The organism is Pseudomonas sp. CIP-10, from assembly GCF_020911845.1.
GTDB lineage: Bacteria > Pseudomonadota > Gammaproteobacteria > Pseudomonadales > Pseudomonadaceae > Aquipseudomonas > Aquipseudomonas alloputida.
This window is the reverse complement of the sequence record NZ_CP087160.1, coordinates 3,622,451-3,644,949: the sequence shown is the minus strand read 5'-3', so window position 1 is coordinate 3,644,949 and position 22,499 is coordinate 3,622,451. Positions and strand designations below refer to the sequence as shown.

Annotated in this window: 19 protein-coding genes; 11 read left to right on the top strand and 8 right to left on the bottom strand. The window is 62.5% G+C overall.

Annotation, left to right across the window (positions count from 1 at the left end; translation table 11 throughout):
• Window positions 1–104 precede the first annotated feature (104 nt).
• Window positions 105–803, bottom strand: a complete 699-nt coding sequence (locus tag LMH93_RS16490) for a pirin family protein (protein ID WP_003250802.1) — start codon at window positions 801–803, stop codon at window positions 105–107.
• 185 nt (window positions 804–988) lie between these two features.
• On the opposite strand from LMH93_RS16490, the gene LMH93_RS16485 reads away from it, so the two are divergent.
• Entirely contained in the window at window positions 989–3,493 is a 2,505-nt protein-coding gene (locus LMH93_RS16485; RefSeq protein ID WP_108190703.1) for a UvrD-helicase domain-containing protein, read from the top strand.
• A gap of 7 nt (window positions 3,494–3,500) precedes the next feature.
• Here the strand turns inward: LMH93_RS16485 and LMH93_RS16480 are convergent, their stop codons facing one another.
• Complete coding sequence (locus LMH93_RS16480; protein ID WP_326839523.1) at window positions 3,501–8,390, bottom strand: NEL-type E3 ubiquitin ligase domain-containing protein; 4,890 nt, start codon at window positions 8,388–8,390, stop codon at window positions 3,501–3,503.
• 182 nt (window positions 8,391–8,572) lie between these two features.
• Here LMH93_RS16480 and LMH93_RS16475 point away from each other — a divergent pair, with 182 nt between their 5' ends.
• From LMH93_RS16475 to LMH93_RS16465, 3 genes are all read left to right on the top strand, one after another.
• The gene (locus LMH93_RS16475; protein ID WP_003250808.1) at window positions 8,573–9,499 is read left to right on the top strand and encodes an alpha/beta fold hydrolase; all 927 of its coding nucleotides are present in this window, start codon (window positions 8,573–8,575) and stop codon (window positions 9,497–9,499) included.
• A 75-nt stretch (window positions 9,500–9,574) separates the two neighbouring features.
• Window positions 9,575–9,994, top strand: a complete 420-nt coding sequence (locus LMH93_RS16470; protein ID WP_003250810.1) for a VOC family protein — start codon at window positions 9,575–9,577, stop codon at window positions 9,992–9,994.
• Between the two features lie 261 nt (window positions 9,995–10,255).
• The gene (locus LMH93_RS16465) at window positions 10,256–11,935 is read left to right on the top strand and encodes an MFS transporter (RefSeq protein WP_014860841.1); all 1,680 of its coding nucleotides are present in this window, start codon (window positions 10,256–10,258) and stop codon (window positions 11,933–11,935) included.
• A 276-nt stretch (window positions 11,936–12,211) separates the two neighbouring features.
• Here LMH93_RS16465 and LMH93_RS16460 read toward each other — a convergent pair whose 3' ends face one another.
• On the bottom strand, window positions 12,212–12,781 hold the full coding sequence (locus LMH93_RS16460; protein WP_060538926.1) for a hypothetical protein: 570 nt from the start codon (window positions 12,779–12,781) through the stop codon (window positions 12,212–12,214).
• A gap of 41 nt (window positions 12,782–12,822) precedes the next feature.
• Entirely contained in the window at window positions 12,823–13,209 is a 387-nt protein-coding gene (locus tag LMH93_RS16455; protein ID WP_003250815.1) for a VOC family protein, read from the bottom strand.
• 277 nt (window positions 13,210–13,486) lie between these two features.
• Here LMH93_RS16455 and LMH93_RS16450 point away from each other — a divergent pair, with 277 nt between their 5' ends.
• Window positions 13,487–14,398, top strand: a complete 912-nt coding sequence (locus tag LMH93_RS16450) for a LysR family transcriptional regulator (RefSeq protein WP_003250817.1) — start codon at window positions 13,487–13,489, stop codon at window positions 14,396–14,398.
• Between the two features lie 44 nt (window positions 14,399–14,442).
• On the opposite strand, the gene LMH93_RS16445 is transcribed toward LMH93_RS16450, so the two are convergent.
• Window positions 14,443–14,916: a YMGG-like glycine zipper-containing protein gene (locus LMH93_RS16445; protein ID WP_003250819.1), complete on the bottom strand. Its 474-nt coding sequence runs from the start codon at window positions 14,914–14,916 to the stop codon at window positions 14,443–14,445.
• Between the two features lie 150 nt (window positions 14,917–15,066).
• On the opposite strand from LMH93_RS16445, the gene LMH93_RS16440 reads away from it, so the two are divergent.
• Genes LMH93_RS16440 through LMH93_RS16425 form a run of 4 tightly spaced genes read left to right on the top strand, consistent with a single transcriptional unit; the run spans window position 15,067 to window position 18,471 of the window.
• Window positions 15,067–15,663 carry a paraquat-inducible protein A gene (locus tag LMH93_RS16440; protein ID WP_230064382.1) on the top strand — a complete coding sequence of 199 codons (597 nt, stop codon included), beginning with the start codon at window positions 15,067–15,069 and terminating at the stop codon, window positions 15,661–15,663.
• Window positions 15,660–16,289, top strand: coding sequence for a paraquat-inducible protein A (locus tag LMH93_RS16435; protein ID WP_012052818.1), 630 nt, complete (start codon window positions 15,660–15,662; stop codon window positions 16,287–16,289). The genes LMH93_RS16440 and LMH93_RS16435 overlap by 4 nt, the downstream gene beginning before the upstream one ends.
• Window positions 16,289–17,929, top strand: coding sequence for a PqiB family protein (locus LMH93_RS16430; RefSeq protein ID WP_004575414.1), 1,641 nt, complete (start codon window positions 16,289–16,291; stop codon window positions 17,927–17,929). Before LMH93_RS16435 ends, LMH93_RS16430 begins: the two co-directional genes overlap by 1 nt.
• An 11-nt stretch (window positions 17,930–17,940) precedes the next feature.
• Window positions 17,941–18,471, top strand: coding sequence for a PqiC family protein (locus tag LMH93_RS16425; RefSeq protein WP_230064381.1), 531 nt, complete (start codon window positions 17,941–17,943; stop codon window positions 18,469–18,471).
• Between the two features lie 10 nt (window positions 18,472–18,481).
• On the opposite strand, the gene LMH93_RS16420 is transcribed toward LMH93_RS16425, so the two are convergent.
• Window positions 18,482–20,236, bottom strand: coding sequence for a phosphoethanolamine transferase CptA (locus LMH93_RS16420; RefSeq protein ID WP_230064380.1), 1,755 nt, complete (start codon window positions 20,234–20,236; stop codon window positions 18,482–18,484).
• A 210-nt stretch (window positions 20,237–20,446) separates the two neighbouring features.
• Between LMH93_RS16420 and LMH93_RS16415 the strand changes: the two genes are divergently transcribed.
• Complete coding sequence (locus LMH93_RS16415) at window positions 20,447–20,602, top strand: DUF2986 domain-containing protein (RefSeq protein ID WP_003250831.1); 156 nt, start codon at window positions 20,447–20,449, stop codon at window positions 20,600–20,602.
• 29 nt (window positions 20,603–20,631) lie between these two features.
• On the opposite strand, the gene LMH93_RS16410 is transcribed toward LMH93_RS16415, so the two are convergent.
• Together LMH93_RS16410 and LMH93_RS16405 are read right to left on the bottom strand one after the other, a co-directional pair.
• A complete protein-coding gene (locus LMH93_RS16410; protein WP_033725588.1) occupies window positions 20,632–21,006 on the bottom strand; it encodes a hypothetical protein in 375 nt (124 codons plus the stop codon).
• A 199-nt stretch (window positions 21,007–21,205) separates the two neighbouring features.
• Entirely contained in the window at window positions 21,206–21,796 is a 591-nt protein-coding gene (locus tag LMH93_RS16405) for a biliverdin-producing heme oxygenase (RefSeq protein ID WP_003250835.1), read from the bottom strand.
• Between the two features lie 162 nt (window positions 21,797–21,958).
• Here LMH93_RS16405 and LMH93_RS16400 point away from each other — a divergent pair, with 162 nt between their 5' ends.
• The gene (locus LMH93_RS16400; RefSeq protein WP_003250837.1) at window positions 21,959–22,450 is read left to right on the top strand and encodes a GNAT family N-acetyltransferase; all 492 of its coding nucleotides are present in this window, start codon (window positions 21,959–21,961) and stop codon (window positions 22,448–22,450) included.
• Window positions 22,451–22,499 lie beyond the last annotated feature (49 nt).

Below are 22,499 nucleotides of genomic sequence, written 5' to 3'. Positions count from 1 at the left end.
GGGCTGCAAGCGTGCCCCCATAAAACCCTGCTAACCGGACGGGTTAGCGGTTGTTCCATGGGAGCCGCCTTGCGCTGCGACATGGATTGTCACAGGCCTGGTTTTCAGGCCACATCCACAAGCACGATCTCGCTGTCCTCGATGGCGGTCACCCGCAGCACCGCTTCCTGCTCGATCGCCACGCCATCGCGCGCCTTGGCCCGCAACCCGTTGACTTCCACCAGCCCCTTGGCCGGCACCAGGTAACCCCGGCGTGCGGCATCGAAGCGGTACTCGGCGGTTTCACCCGCCCGCAGGGTGGCAGCCACCAGACGGGCATCGGTACGGATCTGCAGGCTGTCCTCGTCACCCGCGCGGCCGCTGGCCAAGGTCACGAAGCCTTCGCCGCGCTCGCCTTTGGGGAACGGCCGGCTACCCCACTGCGGTGCTTCACCGGTGCGCTCCGGCACGATCCAGATCTGGAAAATTCGTGTATCGATGTCTTCCAGGTTGTACTCGCTGTGCACAATGCCGGTACCGGCGCTCATTACCTGAACATCACCGGCTTCGGTACGGCCCTTGTTGCCCAGGCTGTCCTGATGGCTGATCGCGCCTTCACGCACATAAGTGATGATTTCCATGTCGCGGTGCGGGTGCGGTGGGAAGCCGCTGCCGGCCGCGATCAGGTCGTCGTTCCAAACCCGCAGGTTACCCCAGTGCATGCGTGCCGGGTCGTAGTACTCGGCAAACGAGAAATGGTGGTGGGCATCGAGCCAGCCATGGTTGGCGTGGCCGAGGCTTTCGAAGGGTCGCAGTTGCAGCATGGTCGTGCTCCTTGAATCAGTGGAATGACGCCATGATGCGCTAAAGAAACATCGAAAATAAGCGTAAATATCGGCTTAAAACAATCTGTTTTATAGATGTTTTTTCTGCGATGTTTTATTCGCTTCATCGCCTAATCCACTGATCTGCAAGCATTCGCTGGCGATTTTTCGTCGATGCGGCGAACATGCCTGCTGTTTTGTTTTTCAACGGAGTGACCGTGGCCCACGAGCAACCCTTGGCCCCCGCCGACCTTACCCCTCCTGCCCAGTTGCCCTGGTTTCGCCGCCTGGCCGCCCGCTTGCTGGGGCGTGGCCTGACCCGCCTGCAAGCCCAGCACCGCGACTCGTGGTTCCTCGGCCACGCCACAGGCCAGCGCACTGGCCATGCCGATGGCGTGCGTGAAGGGTTCGAGCGTGGTCGGGTGGAGGGCTATGAAGCGGGGCGCCAGGTGCTGGTGATCCGCGATACGCGCCCCGACAGCGCCGCCGTGCCAGGCCAGGATGACAACTTGTTCGACGACTGGCGCCTGCCGTTGACGGCCGAGTTGAAGAAGCGCTTCAAGGCCGATGTCGCCCAGCGCCTGCCCGCCGAAGCCCAGCCCAGCGCCGCGCAATGGAAGCTGATCTTCAGTGACACCCCGTCTACCTGCGTGGTGGCAGGCGCCGGGGCAGGCAAGTCCACGTCGCTGGTGCTGCGTATCCTGCTGCTGCGTCATTACCTGGGTTACGAGCTGGATGCGATGACCGTGGTCACCTTCACCCGCGAGTCGCGCAAGGACTTCATCAAGCGCCTGCTGCAGGTGTTCGCCCTGTGGCAGATCAACCTGCAGCCTGCGCAGGCCCGCGAGCTGGTGCGCACGTTCCATTCGCGCATCCTGCCGCTGGTGCGCAGCCTGCCGGGCTTCGGCCAGGTGCGTGCATTTGAAACACTGGGCCACGAGATGCCTGCCGGGCGTGAGGCCGAGGCCGACAGCAACCCGTTCGACCTGCGCCTGAACGATGCCCAGCGCCAGCAGCTGAACCAGTGCTACAGCAGCTTGCTGGGCGAGAGCCCGCGTTTTGCCGAGCTGGTCGGCCAGTTGCGCAGCGAAGCCTTGCAACTGAAACCGCTGGACCCGAACAACCCCGATGTGCAGAAGCGCGCACAGGTGACCCAATTGGCCGCCCAGCGCGACGAAGAACTGTGCGACGTGATCGAGGACCTGTGGTTCGCCGCTGGCGTCTGGCCGATCAAGGGCATCGAGCCCTGCCGCGAAACGGTCGACATCCGTGGCAGCCGCTTCCATGTGCATGGCCGCCTGGAAGGCCAGGGGCCTTTGGTGGTGCTGGGCTTCGACCCCGCACAAAGCGCGCAGTACCAGCGCCCCGGCGCCAAGCTGACCGTGCGTGCCGAGTGGGCGGTCAAGCGCACACTGTTGCAGGCGTTCTGCGACAGGCCGCTGATCTGGCTCGACAACTACGCCATGGCCAGGCGCCTGGCGGCATCGTTGGCGGGCGATGCCGTGGCCGGCCCTGGATTCGAGTACAAGGTCAAGGGCGAACTGGCCCCGGCGCCGCTGCTGGATGCGTTCGTCAGTGCGGCCAATTTCATCGAAAACCTTGGGTTGGAGGTGAACAAAGCGGTGGCGGCGATGAGCTTTCCGTCCGGCGATAGCGATGCACTGTTCTTCGAGGCCTTGGCGCTGTACTGGAAAGCCCTGGAAGCGCACCTGCTGGACCAGTCGCCGCCGGTGATGAGCTACAACCGCATGTTCGCCTTGTTTGGCGAGAACAACCCAGAAAACCTGCACTTGCTGCCCGATCCGTTGCTGCGGCCGCTGGCGCACCTGATGATCGACGAGTTCCAGGACGTGTCGCCACAGATCGTCAGTTGGTTGCGTGCCAGCCTCGCCGAAATACGGCGCCGCGGCCCGGCCATGCACACCGGGCGCCATGCCCAGCATTCGTCGTTGCTGTGCGTGGGGGACGACTGGCAATCGATCTACGGCTGGCGTGGTAGCTCGCCCAAGTATTTCATGGAGTTCACCAAGGCGTTCCCGTCGCCGGCCAACACGCGGGTGATGCTGGTCGACAACTACCGATGCCAGCAACAGGTGATCGATGCGGCCGAGCACCTGGTCAAGGGCACCCCGGCGATTGCCGGCAAGAAAGCCCGCGCCAGTGGCCCGGCGGCTGAGTTGCCCGGCTCGCCGGTCAAGGTGTTCGACCGTGACGAGGCTGCGTTGGGCGAAACGCTTGTCGAGCATTACCAGCGGGGTGAGACGGTCATGATGCTGTACCGCAAGGGCAGTGACCGAGCGTTGATGAACGAGCACCTGCAAAGCGTGCTGCACGCCGACGCGGCGCTTCCGGCCGAGCAGCGCCGGCTGCGCCAGCTGACCTACCACAGTGCCAAGGGTTTACAGGCCGATGCGGTGTTCATGCTGGGTGACTGCCAGTACCTGACCAGCTCACCCTACAAGAACCAGGTATACCGTCAGGCCGGGCTGGGCAGGGCAGGTGATGCTCAACCGTTCGACTCGGCACAGAAGGAAGAAGTGCAGCGCTTGGCCTACGTGGCGGTGACCCGTGCAGTGCAGCACTGCTATTGGCACGTGGAGGCCGTCAGTGGTGACGCCGCAGCGGCCCCACGGGCGTCCAGCCAGGTGGACGGCAAGCAGGCCTTCTTCGAAGACCTGCGCGGGCAGTGAGTGGGGGTCAGCGGCCGATTGTTTGCGTCTGGCGGGTGAGGCTGATCAGCAGACCGGTTTCAACCTGCTGCTGCTCGGCAGTCAGCGCGTCCACGCCCTGGCGATACTGCTGCTCGTTGAGCACGACGCGCCGCAGCCTGCCCTCAGCATCCACCGGGCTTTCAGGCATGACCCTGGCCAAGGCTCGTCGCACAGAGCTGTCCAGGGATGTCACCGGGTCGGCGGTTTCATCCAGGCAGTAATAGAGGTAGTCAAGGCCTGGCCGCCAGAAGTCGGTGATCAGGCTGAACTGTGCCGCATGCTCTCGTTTCAAGTACTCGACCCAGCCCGGCTGCTGGGTCAACCATTGCTCCCGAGCGATGGCATCCCTGTCCAGGGAACGGACCGCAGCTTTCACCATTTCGATGATTGTGTCGTTGATTCTGGCCGTATTGCGGTACAGCATGCCTCGGCTCGGCTCAGGGTAGTCCAGCGCGCTGGCCAACGACTGGCGCAAGGCCAAACGTACCTCGACATCGTCCACCAGCCCCGTTTGAAGTTCGCTGTCTGGAAAGGCTGAGGGGTCGTCCAGCTCATCGTAGGGGGGGAGGTTTTCATCGAAGGCCCCGTCGAGCAGCGCCTGTTTGCGCAAGGACCTTCTCCAGCTGATGCGATCGGCCAGTTGATTGACCTGACTGCGTCGGTACAACTTGCCATACAGGCTCAGTAGATCAGCGGGTCGACTACCGGCGACGGCTGCCGCTTCGTGGGCCAGCACTTCTATCTCTAAGGCACTGAACGCGTCGGCACCTGCGTCGCCACAGGTTGGCGGGAAGTCGCCGGCCACGGTGGCGAGGCGTTCACGCAGCGCGGTGTCGCGGGCCGCGTCATCCAACAGCTTCCAGACGCGTGCCCTCAGGGCCTCGCCATCACGCTGCGCTTCTGCCGATTGGGCAAGACGTTCGAGTACGCCCAGCAGCGCTGCGTTTTCACCTTGGTCAAACAGGTCGCTCCACAGTTGCTCCTCGGCACTGCTCGCCTCGCCACGGAAAATGCCTTGCCACAGTGGCACGTCTTCTGCGTGCTCGAATACGTTGACGCCGCTGCTGCCCAGGCGTGCTCGTGTCTGGGCTTCCAGGGTGTTGTAGTTGAACAGCCAGCGGCGCTCCGGCAAGTGCGCGGCGACATCGCGGGCAAACGGGGTACGCAGCACACCAGGCAAGTCTGGCAGGGTACGAATGCGGTTGGACGAAAGGTTCAGGTAGCGCAGTTGGTACTGGGGCTGGCTCATCAGGACGGTCAGGCTGTCGGGCCACTGCTGCAGTTCGCAACGCTCAAGCTCCAGGTGGACAAGACGGGCCATGAAGCGCAGGTCGGGCGGCAGTTGCAGTGGGTTGCCTGACAGGTGCAGTACAGTGGGGTGGATCATGTCCTGGAACTGGGCGGCAAGGCTTTCGTCAAGTGTGATTTGATTGTGGCCCAGGCCGAGGGCATCCAGGGGCAAGCGCGTCAGGAAGCCTAAACTGTTGGTGTCGAGTTGCAGCCGGTTGCGGCTGAGCCACAGTAGCCGCAGGCCGGGCATTGCCCCGATGACCTGTTGGGCGGTGGGTGAAAGGGTGGTCAAGCCATTGTCTGTCAGGCCCAGCTCGCGTAGCCGTGGTGCCGACCTGAGCGCCTCGAACAATGTTTCGGCATCGATGTCCGGGTTGCCGATGATTTCCAGGGTTTCCAGGTTAGGGAAGTTCGCCAGGAAGCTGACCTCCAGGCGCCGCATCTGTAACCCCTCGAGCCTGAGATTGCGGATATGCGGCATACGTGCAGTGAAAGCGGGTAGCGCTTCGAGCTGCATACGGTCCAGTACCAGTGTTTTGGCGTGCGCGCCGCCTTCACGGCGCGAAGCACTCATCAATCGCTCGGTGCATTGCTGGCGATCAAAGCGCTCTTCAAGGGTGCGGGCGGTGCTTACCCAGCGGTTGAGATCCCGGTTGAGGGTACGCTGCTCGACCTCCAGCCGGTTGATGGCGCTACCCAGGTCGCCTCCTCGAGCCAGTTCGGCTTGTAGCCCACTGATTTGCTCGCTGTTGAGTTCGGGGTAGAGCGCCCGGAGTCGACGTGCAGCCGGCAAGGCTCGTCCTTGCAGGCCACGGCCGCTCAGGGGATAGCCCAGCTGGCCGTTGGCCAACCGCAAAGGGGAGCGGAACCTGGGGTTGATGGGTTGCTGGCCGATCAGTGAGGCGCAGTGCTGGCGATCGTCAAGGGCAAGTTGCAGCAACCGGGCCGGGTCAGCCTGCGGGTGCGCGGCTTGCAGCGCCTGTTTGATGCGTAGACTGTCGTCGTTGGCCAGGCTAGGCCTGAACAGGCCGAGGAGGGCGCGGTCAAGCCGCGCTCGAGCTTGCAGAAGGCGTGCTTCCTCGGCAATGCGAAGCGGCACCCGGCCGTTGGTCAGGCGTTCCCGTTCGGCGTTGCTGATATTGCCAAGTAATGCTTCAAGCGCGCTGTCCGGCAGCCCAGGAAACTGCCGGGCGAGGGTTTGTGCGGTTGCTGGGCGTGTGGGACGGTGTCTTTGTTGCAGGCTCTCGAACAGCGCCTCGCGATGCTGTTCCAGGTGTTGCGCGAGCTTATTGTTCAGTACGGACGATCGGTGCTCGGCTGGTGTGTCACCGAGCAAATGCCCAATGGCTTCTTCATCCATCTGATCCAGCACGGTCTGGCTCAATTGGCCATTATCCAGATCGGTACGGGTAATTTCGATTTCTGTCTGGCCCAGCGTGTGAGGGGGGCCGTAGCGCACAGATTCGCCCCAGGGTTCTGGCCCTTGGTAAACCTTGAGCGCGTTCCCCTCGGGCCACCCCGGCAGGCGCAGCAACTCGGGCAAGGCAAAGTTCTTGTACGCAGCCAGCGGCAGCCCATGGCGTACGCAGCTGATGATCTGTTGTGTCTGATTGTCCAGTTGCAACCGCTGCAGCGTGTCGATCAACAAAGCGGGTGGACGCAGGCCCGCTGCCTGGGTGCGGCGCAGCACGTCTGGATCGGTACCGGTACTGCGCATGGCATGGTCCAGTTCGCTGTCGTCCAGGCCTGCACTATGGCTGCCGAGGCGGCGCGCGAGCTGTTCGCGGTCCCATTCCAGAGGCTGCTCATGGGCCAGTTGCCAGCGGGCGTTACCCTGATGCAGCAAGCGTGGGGCATAGGCCTGCGCGTCATCGGGGTGGCGCACGCGCCATTGCTGATCAGTGCCCTGAAACACCTCGTACAGGGTCCCATCCAGCTTCAGGTAGGTCTTCCCATCGACGTGTACATGGCCGAGCAAATCGGGTTGAGCCCCCTCAGGAATAGCCGCCGTGCTCGCATAGGGTTTCATGTCGGGGTGCCAGAGCACCTCCTTGTCTTCATGCCATACACGTTTCAGTGCATCGACAAAGCCAGACGCCTGGACGATCCTGGTGCCCACTGCAAAGCCGGCAATCACGCCCGCGTTGATGGCCAGCGATTCCAACTGCGCCAGTGCCTGCCGGGTATCACCTTCTTCCCAGGCCTCGAACCCGGTGAAAACAGAGCTCATCAGGTCGTAAGCAAAAACGCCTAGCATGACCGTGTTCAAACCCGGCACGAAGAACGCGGCGACATTCAGCACGTTCATCCCCAGGTCGAACCAGTACTTCAGACGCTCATTGCGGGCGTTGGCGTCGACTTCGGCGGTAGGCACAGCAATGGTTTTTGCGTCGGCCTTCATGCGCGCAAGGTGTGCGTTGTACAAGGACGTCCAAGGGTCGGTCCTGATGGGCGAGAGCGTGAAAGGGATCACTGGCATGATGCGGGGTTTGCGTATGCCCGCTTCATCCTCTTCGAACAGCGCGATGTCCAGCTTTACGGCGAGTTCTTTTTGCCTGTCCTTGTAGGCGAAATGCACCAAAGCGCGGCGAAACTCGCTTTGCAATAGCCGGCTGCGCAGGTGCTTGCCCGCTTCCTGACGAGAAGCGAACTCCCTGACCGGGTGCTCGCTGTCGCCAGGGACATACACAATGCAGGGGTTCTTGCGGTAAGGGTTGTCTGGCCCGATGAACAGTATTTCGTGGACGGGGGTATCGAACAGGTTGAAGTGCCAGCAATGCAACGCCTCGTTTTCATAGGTGGGGTGAGGCTTGCCGTCGCACAGTTGCCCAAGCGCATCGAGCCCGGCCTGGCTCAGCAGGCCTTTGAGCTTGGCGATCAATGCCTGGACCCTCAAGGCCTCACGGTTCGCTGCAATCGACAGGCGCTGGATTTCAGCGCGATTGGCGCCTTCATGGGTTGCAAGCAAATGGTCTTGATAGCGTTTGCCAAGGTCCAGTGCCCGACAATGTCTCACGAAGTCCGCCATCGTCAGGCCTGCCAGGGGCGTGTCGCTGCCAGCGGCGTCGGTGAGCCTGCTGTAGGGACCGACTTCGTCCAGCCCCTCGAAGTTGTGCAGGGCAGCCTCCAGCAAACTGCGTGTTTGCGGCTGGCCTACGGGGCGGGTGGCCAGCACGTCCGCTTCCACGTCCGGGACCAAAGGCGTTTCCACATCGGGAACGCCAACCCAGATGTTGGCCTCTGACTCAAAGGGCTGGAACACATACTGCGCCCTGTCTACGGGTACATTCAGCTTCAACCGCTCGGTCAACAGAGGGCCACAGAACGCGATGATGTCCTTGAACTCGCCCAGCGCCTGCTTGACCTGCGCCAGCCGTTTGTTACGGGTTTGCAACGCGTTGTGCAACTGCTCGCGCATTGGCTCATCGGCAGTGGCATACCACGAGTAAGGGGTGCCATCTTCATCGAGGTACTCCTTGTACAGGCTCTGCACCACTTTGCGCGTATGCGTGGGTTGGAGCGCCTTGCTCCATTTCGGTAACGATCGGGTTATCTGGCTTTGATGTAACGGTGTCGGGGTTGTCATGGTCACCATCTCTTTTGTGGGGGGAGACAGTCCACGCTGATCAAGGCGCCGGGGTGCGGTAGATAGTTGTTGGCAGCAGTCGGTCCTGCGTATGCGCGGGTCGGTGGGGGGCTGGCAGCGAGGGAGCATCTGCGAGAGGGTGAGGCAGGCCATGGTGCAGGCTTCAGCCAAGGAGAATCGCAATGCGTTCGCTGTGCAGTCCGAAAGACCACCTGCTAGACCTCGATGGCGTTGAAATAGCGGTTCGCACCTGGGGGGCAGAAGACGGTATTCCCATATTGGCCTTGCATGGCTGGCTGGATAACGCTGCCTCGTTCGAGCGCCTGGCACCGATGCTGGACGGCTGCTTCGTGGTGGCCCCCGACCTGATCGGCCATGGCCGTTCCGGGCATCGTCGCCACGACAGCGGCTATTACCTGTGGGAGCATGCCGAAGACATGCTGGCGGTGACCGATAGCCTGGGCCTGGCGCAATTTCATGTGCTGGCCCATGGGATGGGCACCGGTATAGCGTCGCTGCTGGCGGCCATGACCAGTGGCATTGCCAGCATGACCTTCCTCGACGGCATGGGGGCACCGTTCACGGTGGCCGAGGATGACCGCGTGCAGCACCTGGCGCGGGCTTACCGGCTCAAGCGCATGGTACAGCGTAGCCAGTTGCCGGGTTTTGCCGAGCCGGATGTTGGTCGCTTCGACGACCTGGACACCGCCCTGGCGCAACGCCGCGAGCGGCTGGACACCGAACTGTCGGAAGGTGCCGCTCGGCTGCTGGCGCTGCGCGACCTGCTACAGCTGGACGATGGCTATTGCTGGCGCCACGACCCGCGGCTGGTATTGCCCGAACCCATGCCACTGACCGAGCGCGAAGCCTGCGACCTGCTCAGTCAGATCCGCTGCCCGTTGTACCTGCTGTTCGGCCGCCAGGGGGCCTTCACCGGCGAGGCCTTTACCCGGCGTCAGGCCGCCTTGCCCAGCCAGGCGAAAGTCTCCTGGCACCCAGGCGGGCACCACTTCCACCTGGATGCGCCGGACCGGGCGCTGGTCGACCAGTTGCTGCGTATCCTGACGCGCCATGAAGGGGGCGTTCTGCAACGCTTGGTGAACGAGTAGCTGATTCTGGTCACGCCGCGTGAACCTGGGCTATGGTGGCGAACGTATTCGCAAACACGCCACAGGGAGCCCGGCATGCGGCCTTTCACCATCAAGCACATCGACCACCTTGTGTTGCGGGTCAGCGACCTGCCGCGCAGTGTTGCCTTTTACACCGAACTGCTCGGCTGCACCGTCAGCCGCGTGCGCGAAGACTTGGGCATGGTGCACCTGGCCACGGGCACGGCGATGATCGACCTGGTAACCCTGGATGGCCCGCTGGGGCAGCCAGGCGGAGCGGCACCGGGCGTGGAAGGGCGCAACCTGCACCATTTCTGCCTGCGCATCGAGCCGTTTGACGAGGCCGCGTTGACGGCCTATCTGGAAGCCGCCGGGGTAAAGGTGGAGCCTGCAGAGAAGCGTTATGGTGCCGAAGGCGAGGGGCTTTCGCTTTACTGCTACGACCCGGATGGTAATCAGGTCGAGTTGAAGGGGCCGGTAGTGCCTGGCGGGTGAAACCGCCCCCGCCAAAATCGTCAGCCAACCCGATATCGCCCATCACCCGGTGCTGCCGTGTAGTCCAGGCCGCCTTCTTGTGCAGGGCCTGGCGGGTGGATATCCAGGCAATCCCGATTATGCTTCATTTACCTTGCTGCGATCCGAGGCGGCCCGCCTCGTCGTGCTTCGCGCAAACAAAGCAAGCTCAAGGGCCTGGGTGCGACGGTGAAGTAGTTGTGAGGTGCTCCGGCCTGCATGACAACATGACGGAGGCAACCCATGGCGGTTCTCGACAGCGCATCCACGGGCAGCAGCGCGCCCCAACGCGGCATCACCAGGGAGGAGCGCAAGGTCATCTTCGCCTCGTCCCTGGGCACGGTATTCGAGTGGTACGACTTCTACCTGTACGGCTCACTCGCCGCGATTATCGCCAGGCACTTCTTCGCTGGCGTCAATGAAACCACCTCGTTCATCTTTGCCTTGCTGGCCTTTGCCGCCGGCTTTGCCGTCCGACCGTTCGGCGCCATCGTGTTCGGTCGCCTGGGCGACATGATCGGGCGCAAGTACACCTTCCTCATCACCATTGTCATCATGGGCCTGTCCACCGCAGTGGTGGGCCTGCTACCGGGCTACGCCACGATCGGCGTGGCCGCGCCGATCATCCTGATCACCCTGCGCTTGCTGCAGGGGCTGGCGCTGGGCGGTGAGTACGGCGGCGCGGCCACCTACGTGGCCGAGCATGCGCCCAAGGGCCGCCGCGGATTTTTCACTGCCTGGATCCAGACGACTGCCACCCTGGGGCTGTTCCTGTCGCTGCTGGTGATCATGGCCTGTCGCACGGCCATGGGGACGGAAGCGTTCGAGGCCTGGGGCTGGCGGATACCGTTCCTGCTGTCGATTCTGCTGCTGGCGATTTCGGTGTACATCCGCCTGCAGCTGAACGAGTCGCCAGTGTTCATGAAGATGAAGGCCGAGGGCAAGGCATCCAAGGCGCCCCTGACCGAATCGTTCGCCCGCTGGGACAACCTCAAGGTGGTGATCATGTCGCTGCTCGGCGGCACCGCCGGCCAGGCCGTGGTGTGGTACACCGGGCAGTTCTACGCGTTGTTCTTCCTGTTGCAGACGCTCAAGATCGAGCCGCAGACCGCCAACCTGCTGATTGCCGGTTCGCTGTTGATCGGCACACCGTTCTTCATTTTCTTCGGCAGCCTGTCCGACCGGATTGGCCGCAAGAAAATCATCATGGCCGGCTGCATCATCGCCGCGCTGACCTACTTCCCGATCTTCAAGGCACTGACCGAGTACGGCAACCCGGATGTATTCGTTGCCCAGGAGCAGAACCCGGTGGTGGTGGTGGCCGACCCGGGCCAATGTGCATTCCAGTTCGACCCGGTGGGCAAGGCCAAATTCACCAGCTCCTGCGACATTGCCAAGAGCCTGCTGGCCAAGCGCGCCATCCCGTATACCAACGAAGCGGCGGAGCCCGGCAGCGTGGCACAGATCCGCATTGGCGAACGGGTATTGCCGAGCTTTGATGGCAGCAGCCTGGCGGCGGCCGACTTCAAGGTGCAAAGCGAAGCGTTTACCGCAACCCTGAGTGGTGCATTGAAAGAGGCGGGCTACCCGGAAAAGGCCGACCCGGCGAAAATTCACTACCCGATGGTGCTGTTGCTGCTGACCATTCTGGTGATCTACGTGACCATGGTCTACGGGCCGATTGCCGCCTGGCTGGTGGAGCTGTTCCCGGCGCGCATCCGCTACACCTCGATGTCGCTGCCTTACCACATCGGTAATGGCTGGTTCGGCGGCTTCCTGCCGACCGTGGCGTTTGCCATGGTGGCAGCGACCGGGGATATCTATTACGGCTTGTGGTACCCGATCGTGATTGCCGTGATGACGGCGGTGCTGGGGATCTTCTTCCTGCCGGAGACCAAGGATCGGGATATCACTCACACCTGAAGGTCGAGTTTGCCTGTGCTGGCCCCTTAGCTGCAGGAGCGGGTTCACCCGCGAAATGATCAGCACAGGCCTCGAACGCTGTGTAGGAGCGGGTTCACCCGCGAAGAGGCCGACACAGGCCTCGAACGCTGTGTAGGAGCGGGTTCACCCGCGAAGAGGCCGACACAGGCCTCGAATGCTGTGTAGGAGCGGGTTCACCCGCGAAGAGGCCGGCACAGGCCTCGAATGCTGTGTAGGAGCGGGCTTGCCCGCGAAGAGGCCGGCACAGGCGATCAATCAGTCGAAGTAGCCACGAAGCCCGAATGCATACCCGGTATCCACAGCTGTCGCCTCACCCTGGCTCCAGCGCTTCTTCAGCACGAACTCGAATGCCGGCTCGTACAACCCGTCGCGCACCAGTGCACCCGCCAGCACCTCCACGTCGTACCAGCCATTGTCCAGTTCGATGATCGGCCGCCCTGGCACCTGGTAACGCGCCATCAGGTCACCCAGGGTCTTGGGCGTGAAGTGCTGCAGGATGCGCCAGGTGTACAGCATCAGCGCACCGTGCTCGACCCGCAGTACATAGCCATTGCGCCGGTGCTTCAGGCGGCTGCCGGCCTCGCGCAGGGCCGGGGTGTGGTTATCGAGGGTGAACAGGATGCGGTAGGGCAGGTTGTCGACACCGGCCAGCGGCAGCACGATGCCTTCGCGCACCGCCTGGTCGCCGCTGTCACCGTGGGTGAACGCACCGGCCAGGTCGTCGGGCAGTTGATGGTCTTGCTTGAAGCGTTCGAGCAACTGGATATCGCCAAGCAGAAAATAGTCGACCAGGTCGTTGAGCACTTCGCTGAATTCGTGGCGCATCTTTTTTCCTTGTGGGTGCGCATTGGGGTAAGGGCAACCGGCTAGTGCTTCTGGGCAATCTGGATCAAGTTGCCGCACGTGTCATCGAACACCGCCACGGTAACCGGCCCCATTGGGGTTGGTGGCCGGATGAACTGCACACCGGCTGCACAGAGCCGGGTGTATTCGGCCTGGATATCGCGCACGCCGAACGAGGTGGCGGGGATGCCATCCTGCTTGAGCGCGGCCTTGTATACCTTGGCCGCCGGGTGCGCGTCGGGTTCCAGCAGCAGTTCGACGCCATTGGGGTCGTTGGGCGAAGTCAGGGTCAACCAGCGGTGCCGGCCCATGGGGATGTCGTGTCTTGGCTCGAAACCGAGTACGTAGTGGTAGAAAGCCAGGGCCTTGGCCTGGTCGTCGACGAGGATGCTGGTGACCACGATCTTCATAAGCACACACCGTTTACCTGGGGCCGATGACTATCAGTAAAGACGTTCGGGCGTTTTTGACCAGTGGTTGCAGTGCCACGGGGGCCCGTTACAGGTGCAAGCGTGGTGCGGCGCCGGTTTGCGCAGGCCTGTGAGACGAGGTACTGGCAGACCCTACAAAAAACCTGTTCAAGGCATAGGTAAATCCTTCAGCGCTCAGCGCCCGCAGAGCGGTAGCCAAGGGTAAAGTGTGAGGCATGATCCCAGCCTGCCAAGACCCGCGTCAGAGAGGTACCCTGTGGCTGCCTATACCTTGCGACAACTGAAGTACTTCGTCACCACCGTGGAAGCGGGCAGTGTGGCCGAAGCGTCACGCCAGCTGTACATCGCCCAGCCGTCCATCTCCACGGCCATCAAGAGCCTGGAGGAAAGTTTCGGTGTGCAGCTGTTCATCCGCCACCACGCCCAGGGCGTGTCATTGACACCCAGCGGCAAACGCTTCTACGCCAAGACCAAGTCGCTGCTGCAGATGGCCCATGAGTTCGAACAGAATGCCCTGGCCGACAACGATACCGTCGCCGGGCAAATCGACATTGGCTGTTTCGAAACCGTGGCGCCACTCTACCTGCCGCGCCTGATCGCCGGTTTTCGTCAGCGCTACCCGGGTGTGGACATTCGCCTGCGCGACGGTGAACAGCAGGACCTGATCCAGGGCCTGACCGCCGGAACATTCGACCTGGCATTTCTCTATGACCACGACCTGGATGGCACCATCGAGTCCGAGCCGCTGATGCCGCCGCAGAAGCCCTATGTGCTGCTACCCGAGAACCACCGCTTTGCCGGCCAGGCCCAGGTCTCGCTGCGCGACCTGTGCCCGGAGCCGATGATCCTGCTGGACGTGGCCCCTAGCCGCACCTACTTCGTCAGCTTGTTCAACGAGATGGGCCTGGCACCGAACATTGTCTTCAGTTCGCCGTCGATCGAGATGGTGCGCGGCATGGTCGGTCAGGGTTTCGGTTTTTCGTTGCTGGTAACCCGTCCGCACTCGGAATACACCTATGACGGCCAGCGCCTGGCAATGCTCGACATTGCCGAGCCGGTGGCGCTGTCGGGGCTGGCTGCGGCGTGGTTGAAGCGAGTCCAGCTGACCAAGCCGGCGCAGTTGTTCGTGGAGTTTTGCCGGGAAGAGCTGGCGAAGTTCCTGAACTGAGCACGCCATGCTACCCCGGCAGGAGGCGCATGGCGTGGCATTGCTCAGGGGCTGACCTGATAGCCGCGCCCCTGCAGGCAACCGCTGTAGGCACTGGCATGGGCCTGGGTTTTTGCCTCGTCCTGGCCGCGCCGGTCCTGGCGCCGGTCCTGACGCTGGCGCATGCCACCGACCGCGGCCCCGGCGGCGGCCACTTCGCCGGCACGGTTCTGCCGGTATTGCTGCTTGGCATCGTCACCCACCCGGTCGTACAACGCGTCATGCTGGTTGCCGCGCACCTGCGCGCCTACAGCACCGGCGGCGGCACCCGCAGCTGCACCGCGAACCCGGCCACCGACATGGGGGTCGCTGGACGTCGCCGTGCCGTTTGCGGCATTGGTGGCGACGGTATTGCAATCGTTGATATCCAGTTGCATCTGCTGGCTGCTCTGGCCCTTGAGCGGCACCACCGACTGCGCCTGGGCGGCCGATGCTGCGCACAGCAGCATCAACAGGTAACTCCACGTGAACGTACGCATGGCACACCTCCACCGGGCAGAAAGCCCGCCTCACAGGATAGTTCGCCTTTGAGGTCGTGATGGAAGTTTTGCCCAGATGGTCTACACCGGATATCAGACGCCGTTCCGATTAGCCTCTTGGCCTGATCCAAGGCTACCTGCGGGCAAACCATGAGCCAGACGCAAGATCTGATCATCTGTGAGTATTGCGACACGGTGTACCACCGCGCACCGCTGCTCAAACATCAACGAGCCCTTTGCCCGCGCTGTGGCGGCGTGCTGTACCGGCACAGGTCACTGACCATCGAGCAGCGGCTGGCATTGAGTGTGACTGGCGGTGTCCTGCTGGTGTTCGCCAACTATTACCCGGTGATGACCATCGGCATGCAGGGGCTGACCCACTCGGCCACATTGTGGGACGCCGTGCAGATCCTCAGTCACGGCAGTATCACCTTCATCGCCCTGATCATGGCGCTGTCGATCATTTTTGCGCCGCTGCTGCAAATTGCCCTGTTGTGCTGGGTGTTGAGTTTTGCCCTTGCCGGCCAGCGTGCCCCCGGCTTTGCCCTGTGCATGCGTGGCCTGGAAAGCCTGCGGCCCTGGAGCATGCTGGAGGTGTGTCTGCTGGGGGCGATGGTGGCGGTGATCAAGCTGGCGGGGCTGCTCGATGTGATCCCCGGTATCGGCCTGCTGGCCCTGGCCGCACTGAGCATGTTGATCATCCACATTGCCGGCAAGGACATCCGCGATTTGTGGGAACAGGTATGACTGTCCCAGCCATGGCGCACGACCTTGGCTTGTGTCTGTGCCATGGCTGTGGCCAGGCATGCGACACGCGCAGTGGCGCGCACACCTGCAACCGTTGCGGCGCCGTCATTCACCGGCGCAAGGCCAATGCCATCAGCCGTGGCTGGGCGTTTCTGCTGGCCGCACTGATTTTCTACATCCCCGCCAACCTGCTGCCGGTGATGCACACGGAAATGCTCGGCAGTGGTACAGAAAGCACCATTGGCGGTGGCGTGCTGGAGTTCTGGGAAGCCGGGGCCTGGGACATCGCGCTGATCATTTTCATTGCCAGCGTGGGTGTGCCCGCCATCAAGTTCTTTTCCCTTGGCCTGCTGCTGTTCACTGCCCAGCGTGGTTCTTCCTGGGCCTGCCGGCAGCGTTCGCAGTTGTACCGCTTCGTCGAGCTGATCGGCTATTGGTCCATGCTCGATGTGATGGTAGTGGCGTTGGTGGCTGCGCTGGTGCAACTGCGCGGGCTGGGCACCATCGAGCCGCGTGTGGGCATTCTGTTTTTTGGCATGGTGGTAGTGCTGACCATGTTCTCTGCGATGAGCTTTGATCCACGCTTGATCTGGGATAGCCATGCCAACGAGGGGAGGCCGCATTGATGGGGCAACAGACTGACAAGCGCGAGGGCCCTGGGCAGGTTGAAGTGCGCACCCGACGTTGGAGTGTGTCGCTGGTATGGATCGTGCCGATCCTGGCGATCCTGATCGGCGCTTCGCTGGTGGTGCGCAACTGGATGCAGCAAGGGCCGGTGATCACCATTTCTTTCCACAGCGGCGAGGGATTGGTGGCGCACAAGACCCAGGTAAAATACCGCAGCGTGGTGATCGGCGAAGTGACCACGGTGGACTTGGCCGACGACAATAAGAGCGTGGTGGCCAAGGTTCAGCTCTCCAACGATGCCCGTTCGTTTGCTACCCAGGGGGCGCGCTTCTGGGTGGTGCGACCGCGCATCGGCGTGGGCGGGGTTTCCGGGGTGGACACGCTGCTTTCGGGCAGTTTCATCGGGGCCGATTCCGGCGAGTCGAAGGTGCCGGAAAAGTCCTTTGTCGGCCTGGAGCTGCCACCGCCGATCACCTATGACGAAAAGGGCAAGCGTTTCGTTCTTGTCGCCAGCGACCTGGGCTCGCTGGATATCGGTTCTTCGATCTACTACCGCAAGATCCCGGTGGGCGAAGTGGTGTCCTTTGCGCTCCAGAGTGATGGCAAGGGGGTAGAGATTGGCGTGTTCGTGCAGGCGCCCTACGACACATTCGTCACTGATGACACGCGCTTCTGGAATGCCAGTGGCATCGACATGCAGATCGGTGCCAATGGCCTGAAGGTCGATACCGAATCGCTGTCGTCGATTCTGGTGGGCGGGCTGGCCTTCGGCTCGCCCGATTTCGCCGCGCAAGCCGAGCCTGCTGCCGACCAGTCCCGCTTCCAGCTATTCGCCGACCGCGACATGGCGCTGTCGCCTCCGCATGGCCAGGCACAGTACCTGCAGTTGCGCTTCGACCAGGCCATGCGGGGCCTGTCGGTGGGGGCGCCAGTGGAGTTCAAGGGTGTGGAATTTGGCCGGGTCACCTCGATCCAGCTCGATTACGATGCTACGCGGCAAACCTTCCCGGTAGTGGTCGATGCGGTGATCTACCCCCAGCGGCTAGGGCCGGTGCACCGCAAGATGCTGGCGGTGTTCAAGCACACCGAGGGCGATTTTGAAGGGGCGCGGAAACTGATTGGCACGTTTGTCGAACATGGGCTGCGGGCCCAGGCGCGTAGTGGCAACCTGATCACCGGGCAGATGTTCATTTCGCTGGACTTCTACCCGGATGCCCCCAAGGTGACCTTCGACATGGCTGCCAACCCCATCATGATCCCGACGCTGCCCGGCAGCCTTGAGCAGTTGCAGGAACAGCTGCAGCGGGTGATGGAGCGCATTGCCAAGCTGCCGCTGGAAAGCATCGCCGGTAACCTGGACGGTAGCTTGCGTGAGCTGCGCGCCAGCCTCAGGCAGTTCAATGGCCAGACGCTGCCGGAGGTGAAGGTGGCGCTGGACGAGGTGCACAAGACCCTGCGCACGGCCAACTCGGCCATTTCCGAAGATTCGCCGCAGCGCGAGCGAATGGGCGAAACACTGGACGAGCTGGAGCGTATGTCGCGTTCGCTACGTGACCTTGCCGACTACCTGGGCCGCCACCCCGAGTCGCTCATTCGTGGCCGGCCGAAAGCGGCCGGGCCCGCAGACCTTGAACCCTGAGGAGACAGCCGATGCAACGACTGCGCAATGCATGTGTGGCCAGCCTGCTGGTGTGGCTCGGGGGCTGCAGCAGTACGCCGAACAACTACCACACGTTGGTACCGAGCGAACCGGTACGTGACAGCGGCCAGCGCATCCAGGTGGTTAGGGTGGCTGTGCCGCCCCAGGTCGACCGCCCACAGTTGGTGGTGCGGCAAGGGCAGAGCGGCCTGGCCATCCTGGAGAGGGAGTGGTGGGGCGCCAACCTGGTGGATGAATTCCGCAGCGCCCTGCAGGACCTGTTGGGCGGCCCGGCGGGCGGTGGCAAGGCGTCGCTGCGGGTGGATGTGCAGCGCTTCGACACGGTACCAGGGCGCTATGCCTCGCTGGAGGCGGTGTGGCGCCTGAAGCAGCAAGGGCAGGCCGAGCTGACCTGCCGTACGTCTGTGCAGACTGCCGCGGACAACAGCATCACCAGCCTGGTGAATGCACACCAGGCCAACCTGCGCAAGTTGGCCGAGGCGGTGCGGGGGAGTGCCCTGCAGGGTAGCTGCCGGGCATGAACCGGCCTTATTACTGCCGGGTGCTGGCTGTTTCCTGTGCCCCTTCGGCCTTGTCCTGCGGCAGCTGATCGAACTCGCGCAAGCCATCCTTGCGGTACGGGTCGCCGATCCAGCGTGGTGCTGCCATGAACTGTGGGCTCACCAGGCTCTTGGCCGGTTCATAGCGGTCGTAGCTCAATCCGGCCAGGTCTGACAGGGTATGGATCAGATGCGAACTGCTGTAGGGGCGGGTGGCCATTGCCTGCAAGTCACGCGGGTGTTCGGCCTGCCAGCTAGGCGAGGTCCACAGCAGGAACGGGATGGTGTACATCGGCCGGGTCGGTGCGCCTTCATTGCGCCCCAGGCGGTCGTGGTCACCGGAGCTGTACACGTCTTCACCATGATCGGACAGGTACATCAGGAACCCGTTGGGGTTGCCTGCCGCATAACGCTTGATCAGGGTCGACACCACATAGTCGTTGTAGCGCACCGCGTTGTCATAGAAGTTGTAGGTTTCTACCTGGTCCGCCGTCAGCTTGGCTGGCACACCTTGCTTGTCGTTGAAGTGCGCATAGTCGTCCGGGTAGCGGTAGCGGTAGTCCATGTGCGTGCCCAGCAGGTGCACGATGATGAACTTGTTGGGCGCAGGGTCTTGCAGGGCTTTCTCGAACGGTGCCAGCACCACGTCATCGTACTGGCTGGCATTCTGGTTGCGCTGGTTGTTCAGGTACACCGGCGCGTCTGTTTGCTGCGAGAAGGTGGTGAGCATGGTGTTGCGCTTGGTCAAGGTCTGCTGGTTGGTGATCCAGAAGGTCTTGTAGCCTGCCTGTTTCAGCAGGTTGATCAGCGACGGGTCGCTGAGGAAGCGGTCCGGGTTCTGCTCGTCGCCGAACGTGAGAATCTGCTGCATCACTTCGATGGTGTACGGGCGCGGCGATACCACGTCGCGGAACACGGTCAGGCCCTTGTCGCTGGCGGCCAGCGCGTCGAGGTTGGGCGTGGTATCGCGGTTATAGCCATACAGGTGCATGTGCTCGCGGGTGGTCGACTCGCCGAGCACCAATACCAGAGTGCGAGGCGCTGTACCACTGCTGTCTCGCAGGTTTTGCAGCGGTGGCAGTGCGGCATTCTGGGCCAGCAGTTTCTGCATGTTGTCCAGTTGCTGGCGGTACTGTCGGTAGCCGACCAGCAACTGCCAAGGGACGGCCGGCTCCATTCGCTGCTGCACTTTTTCGAGCGCATCGGCGAAGTTTCGCTCCTGGGTGACCATCTGCTTGTAGAACGGCATGACCAGGTTGGCCACCAGCAATAGCACGACCACCGGCAGGCGGCTGCGCAGCGGCAGGCTGACCGGGCGCACGCGCCGCCACAGCATTACCGCGACCAGCGTGTACAGCACCAGTGCCAGGCCCAGCCCCACGCTGAAGTATTGGCTGAAGTACTCACCAGCCTCGGCGGTGTTGGACTCGAACATCACAAAGATGACGCTTTGCGAAAATTCCTGGCGATAGATGCCGAAGTAGCTCAGGCCCACCAGCGATGCAGCCCACAGCACCAGACCAATGATTGCCGCGGTGGCGCGGGTGAAGCGCGGCAGCAACAGGACGGGCGCCAGCCATAGGCTGCTGAGGAATAACGCATCGCGAAAACCGGCGAAGCCGGTCGTCCCGCTGAACAGCAGCAGCGCCTGGGTTACACCGGAAAAATACCAGAAGAACAGCAAGAGCCAGCCGAGGCCGGCCCAGTCTACGCGCTTGTGCGCGGCGGGGGATGTAGTGTTTGACACGTATGCCTCGTCGTACCTTGGCGGCCAGCGGTTGTGCGCGTGACCGGAAAGGGCGTGACGCTAATCTGCGGACTGTGAAAAATACGTCAACGCGTTGAATCCTGTGACCTGCGTGGCCGTAGCAGGCATAAGCTGGGCTGTTCACTGCGTTTTCCCAGGCTGCCGGGGTATGATGGCGGCAGCGAAACGTCCTGAAAGGCCCCGTAGACTATGAACCGTCGTAAGAAGATCAAGCAGCTATTGCAGGCGCATGCCAAAAAGGCCAGTGCCAAACTGGCGCCACGCAAGCCCAAGTACATCTGCAAGGCGGACCGCTTGAAGATGGAGGCAGAGGCGGCGGGGGAGGCTCCGCAGCTGGCCGACTGACACTGCCCCTAAAACCGATTGCTTGGGCTTCAACGGCGGTAGTAATGATGCGCGTCATGATGACGCTGGCGCATGGCGCGCTCATGGCGGCGCTCCCAATCACGGCGCCGTTCCCAGTCGCGCCGCCGCTCCCAGTCCCGGCGGGCTTGTTCACGCCGCCACTGTTCGCGGCGCCAGTCGCTTCGGTGGTCGTGCCAGCGATCGTCATCATGCGCCAGGAGGGTGGCTGGCTGTTCAACGGCCACGCTGGCCACGCTCGACCAAGGGTTGCCGGATGGCTTTAACGGTGACTGGACAGCCGGTGAAACCGGTTCGGCGGCTTTCATTTGCGTTGCCGATGCCGTGCCCACCGCCGCGAGCGAGAACAGGCCGAGCAGCACCAACCTTGCGACATGTATTTTCATGAGCGTAGCCAACCTCTGATAACGAATGAGCCATCTGGCCAGCAGGTGTGGGGCGAACCTTGTCTCGCGTTCCGCTACCTTTCTGTGCCTCACACATAGACAGGGAATCAGGAAAAAGTTCGCTACAGCAACAACTTGAAGAACTTTGCCGGGGTGGTTGGCGCTGTGCAGTATCCGCCGTGAGTGCCCCACTGGTCAGTCATAGGCCTGCAAACACCTCACGCAAATGCCGCCGGTAACTGTCGAACGCAGCAATCGCCCCTTTCACCACCTCTGCTTCTTCCTGATCCCCAAGCACCAGGCTGTCCAGCCTGGCAACAAATGCGCGCCAATGCAGCGCTCGGCCATCCGGGTGAGGGGCCAGGTGGCGGGCGCCCTTGTCACCCTCCAGCCCAAGACGTTGCGTGTGCTTGTAGAGAAACGCCGCCCCCAGGTTCGAGCCTTCACTGCAATACAGCCATCCCAAGGCCTGGGCCGAGCTGACACAGACCGGTTGGGTGGACGTTGGCAGCGACAGGCCCAGGTCGCGCAGGTCGGCCTCGACTGCCGCGAAACGTGACAGCGCCGCCAGCCCCGGCAGTTGCTGGTTGAGCTGTTCATCCTGATACAACGCCAGCAGGCTGCCATGAAAGCGGTGCTGCACCTGCAGGAAGCGACCATAACGCTCGCGGTTCTCGAAGGGCCGCGCTGCCATTACCAGTTGATCGACGCTGTCATGATCCCTGCTGCTGGCCGCTTTCAGGCGTTTGCAGCGGCTGGGTTCGGTGAAGGGGGAAGTTACAGCGGTCATCGGCGTATCCGTGGCAATAGAGCAAGGTCCCCATGATGCTTGCCATCCTTGGCAAGCATCAAGCGTCACACGCCCGACCTGACCGAGTTCGCAATGATGGAGCGCAAGGTCGAGGCTCATTTATCATGGCGGCTGCCTTTACCATTGCCAAGGATACTTGCCATGAGCGCCCTTCAGTTCCGCACCCCCGTTCCCGCCGATGCCGAGCGTTGCTACGCCATCGAAATTGGCGCCTATGAAGGGGATGAGGCGGCCACGCTGGAGAAAATCCGCACGCGTATCACGCAGTACCCACAAGGCTTCCTGGTGCTGGAAAACGACGGCGAGATCGTGGGTTTCATCAACAGTGGCTGCGCCCACGAGGTCGTGATGTCCGACGAGGCCTTCAAGGAGCTGGTCGGCCATGACCCGGCGGCCGCGAACGTGGTGATCATGTCGGTGGTTGTAGACCCGGCCCACCAGGGCAAAGGCTACGCCAAACTGTTGATGAACGAATTCATCGGGCGCATGCACGCGGCGGGCAAGCAGACCATTCACCTGATGTGCAAGGAGCAGCATGTGGCCCTGTACCAGAAGCTGGGCTACCGATACGTGAAACCGTCGCCGTCGGACCACGGCGGTATGGCCTGGCATGAGATGGTCATGGACCTTTGAGTGGACATGACATCGTAGTGTGCGCTACCCGCAGCTTGCCTAGGTGACA

What these genes read in the sequence shown, in the direction of transcription:
- LMH93_RS16490 (WP_003250802.1), bottom strand. Translation starts at nt 803, where the DNA reads ATGCTGCAACTGCGACCCTTCGAAAGCCTCGGCCACGCCAACCATGGC.
- LMH93_RS16485 (WP_108190703.1), top strand. Translation starts at nt 989, where the DNA reads ATGCCTGCTGTTTTGTTTTTCAACGGAGTGACCGTGGCCCACGAGCAA.
- LMH93_RS16480 (WP_326839523.1), bottom strand. Translation starts at nt 8,390, where the DNA reads ATGACAACCCCGACACCGTTACATCAAAGCCAGATAACCCGATCGTTA.
- LMH93_RS16475 (WP_003250808.1), top strand. Translation starts at nt 8,573, where the DNA reads ATGCGTTCGCTGTGCAGTCCGAAAGACCACCTGCTAGACCTCGATGGC.
- LMH93_RS16470 (WP_003250810.1), top strand. Translation starts at nt 9,575, where the DNA reads ATGCGGCCTTTCACCATCAAGCACATCGACCACCTTGTGTTGCGGGTC.
- LMH93_RS16465 (WP_014860841.1), top strand. Translation starts at nt 10,256, where the DNA reads ATGGCGGTTCTCGACAGCGCATCCACGGGCAGCAGCGCGCCCCAACGC.
- LMH93_RS16460 (WP_060538926.1), bottom strand. Translation starts at nt 12,781, where the DNA reads ATGCGCCACGAATTCAGCGAAGTGCTCAACGACCTGGTCGACTATTTT.
- LMH93_RS16455 (WP_003250815.1), bottom strand. Translation starts at nt 13,209, where the DNA reads ATGAAGATCGTGGTCACCAGCATCCTCGTCGACGACCAGGCCAAGGCC.
- LMH93_RS16445 (WP_003250819.1), bottom strand. Translation starts at nt 14,916, where the DNA reads ATGCGTACGTTCACGTGGAGTTACCTGTTGATGCTGCTGTGCGCAGCA.
- LMH93_RS16440 (WP_230064382.1), top strand. Translation starts at nt 15,067, where the DNA reads ATGAGCCAGACGCAAGATCTGATCATCTGTGAGTATTGCGACACGGTG.
- LMH93_RS16435 (WP_012052818.1), top strand. Translation starts at nt 15,660, where the DNA reads ATGACTGTCCCAGCCATGGCGCACGACCTTGGCTTGTGTCTGTGCCAT.
- LMH93_RS16430 (WP_004575414.1), top strand. Translation starts at nt 16,289, where the DNA reads ATGGGGCAACAGACTGACAAGCGCGAGGGCCCTGGGCAGGTTGAAGTG.
- LMH93_RS16425 (WP_230064381.1), top strand. Translation starts at nt 17,941, where the DNA reads ATGCAACGACTGCGCAATGCATGTGTGGCCAGCCTGCTGGTGTGGCTC.
- LMH93_RS16415 (WP_003250831.1), top strand. Translation starts at nt 20,447, where the DNA reads ATGAACCGTCGTAAGAAGATCAAGCAGCTATTGCAGGCGCATGCCAAA.
- LMH93_RS16410 (WP_033725588.1), bottom strand. Translation starts at nt 21,006, where the DNA reads ATGAAAATACATGTCGCAAGGTTGGTGCTGCTCGGCCTGTTCTCGCTC.
- LMH93_RS16405 (WP_003250835.1), bottom strand. Translation starts at nt 21,796, where the DNA reads ATGACCGCTGTAACTTCCCCCTTCACCGAACCCAGCCGCTGCAAACGC.
- LMH93_RS16400 (WP_003250837.1), top strand. Translation starts at nt 21,959, where the DNA reads ATGAGCGCCCTTCAGTTCCGCACCCCCGTTCCCGCCGATGCCGAGCGT.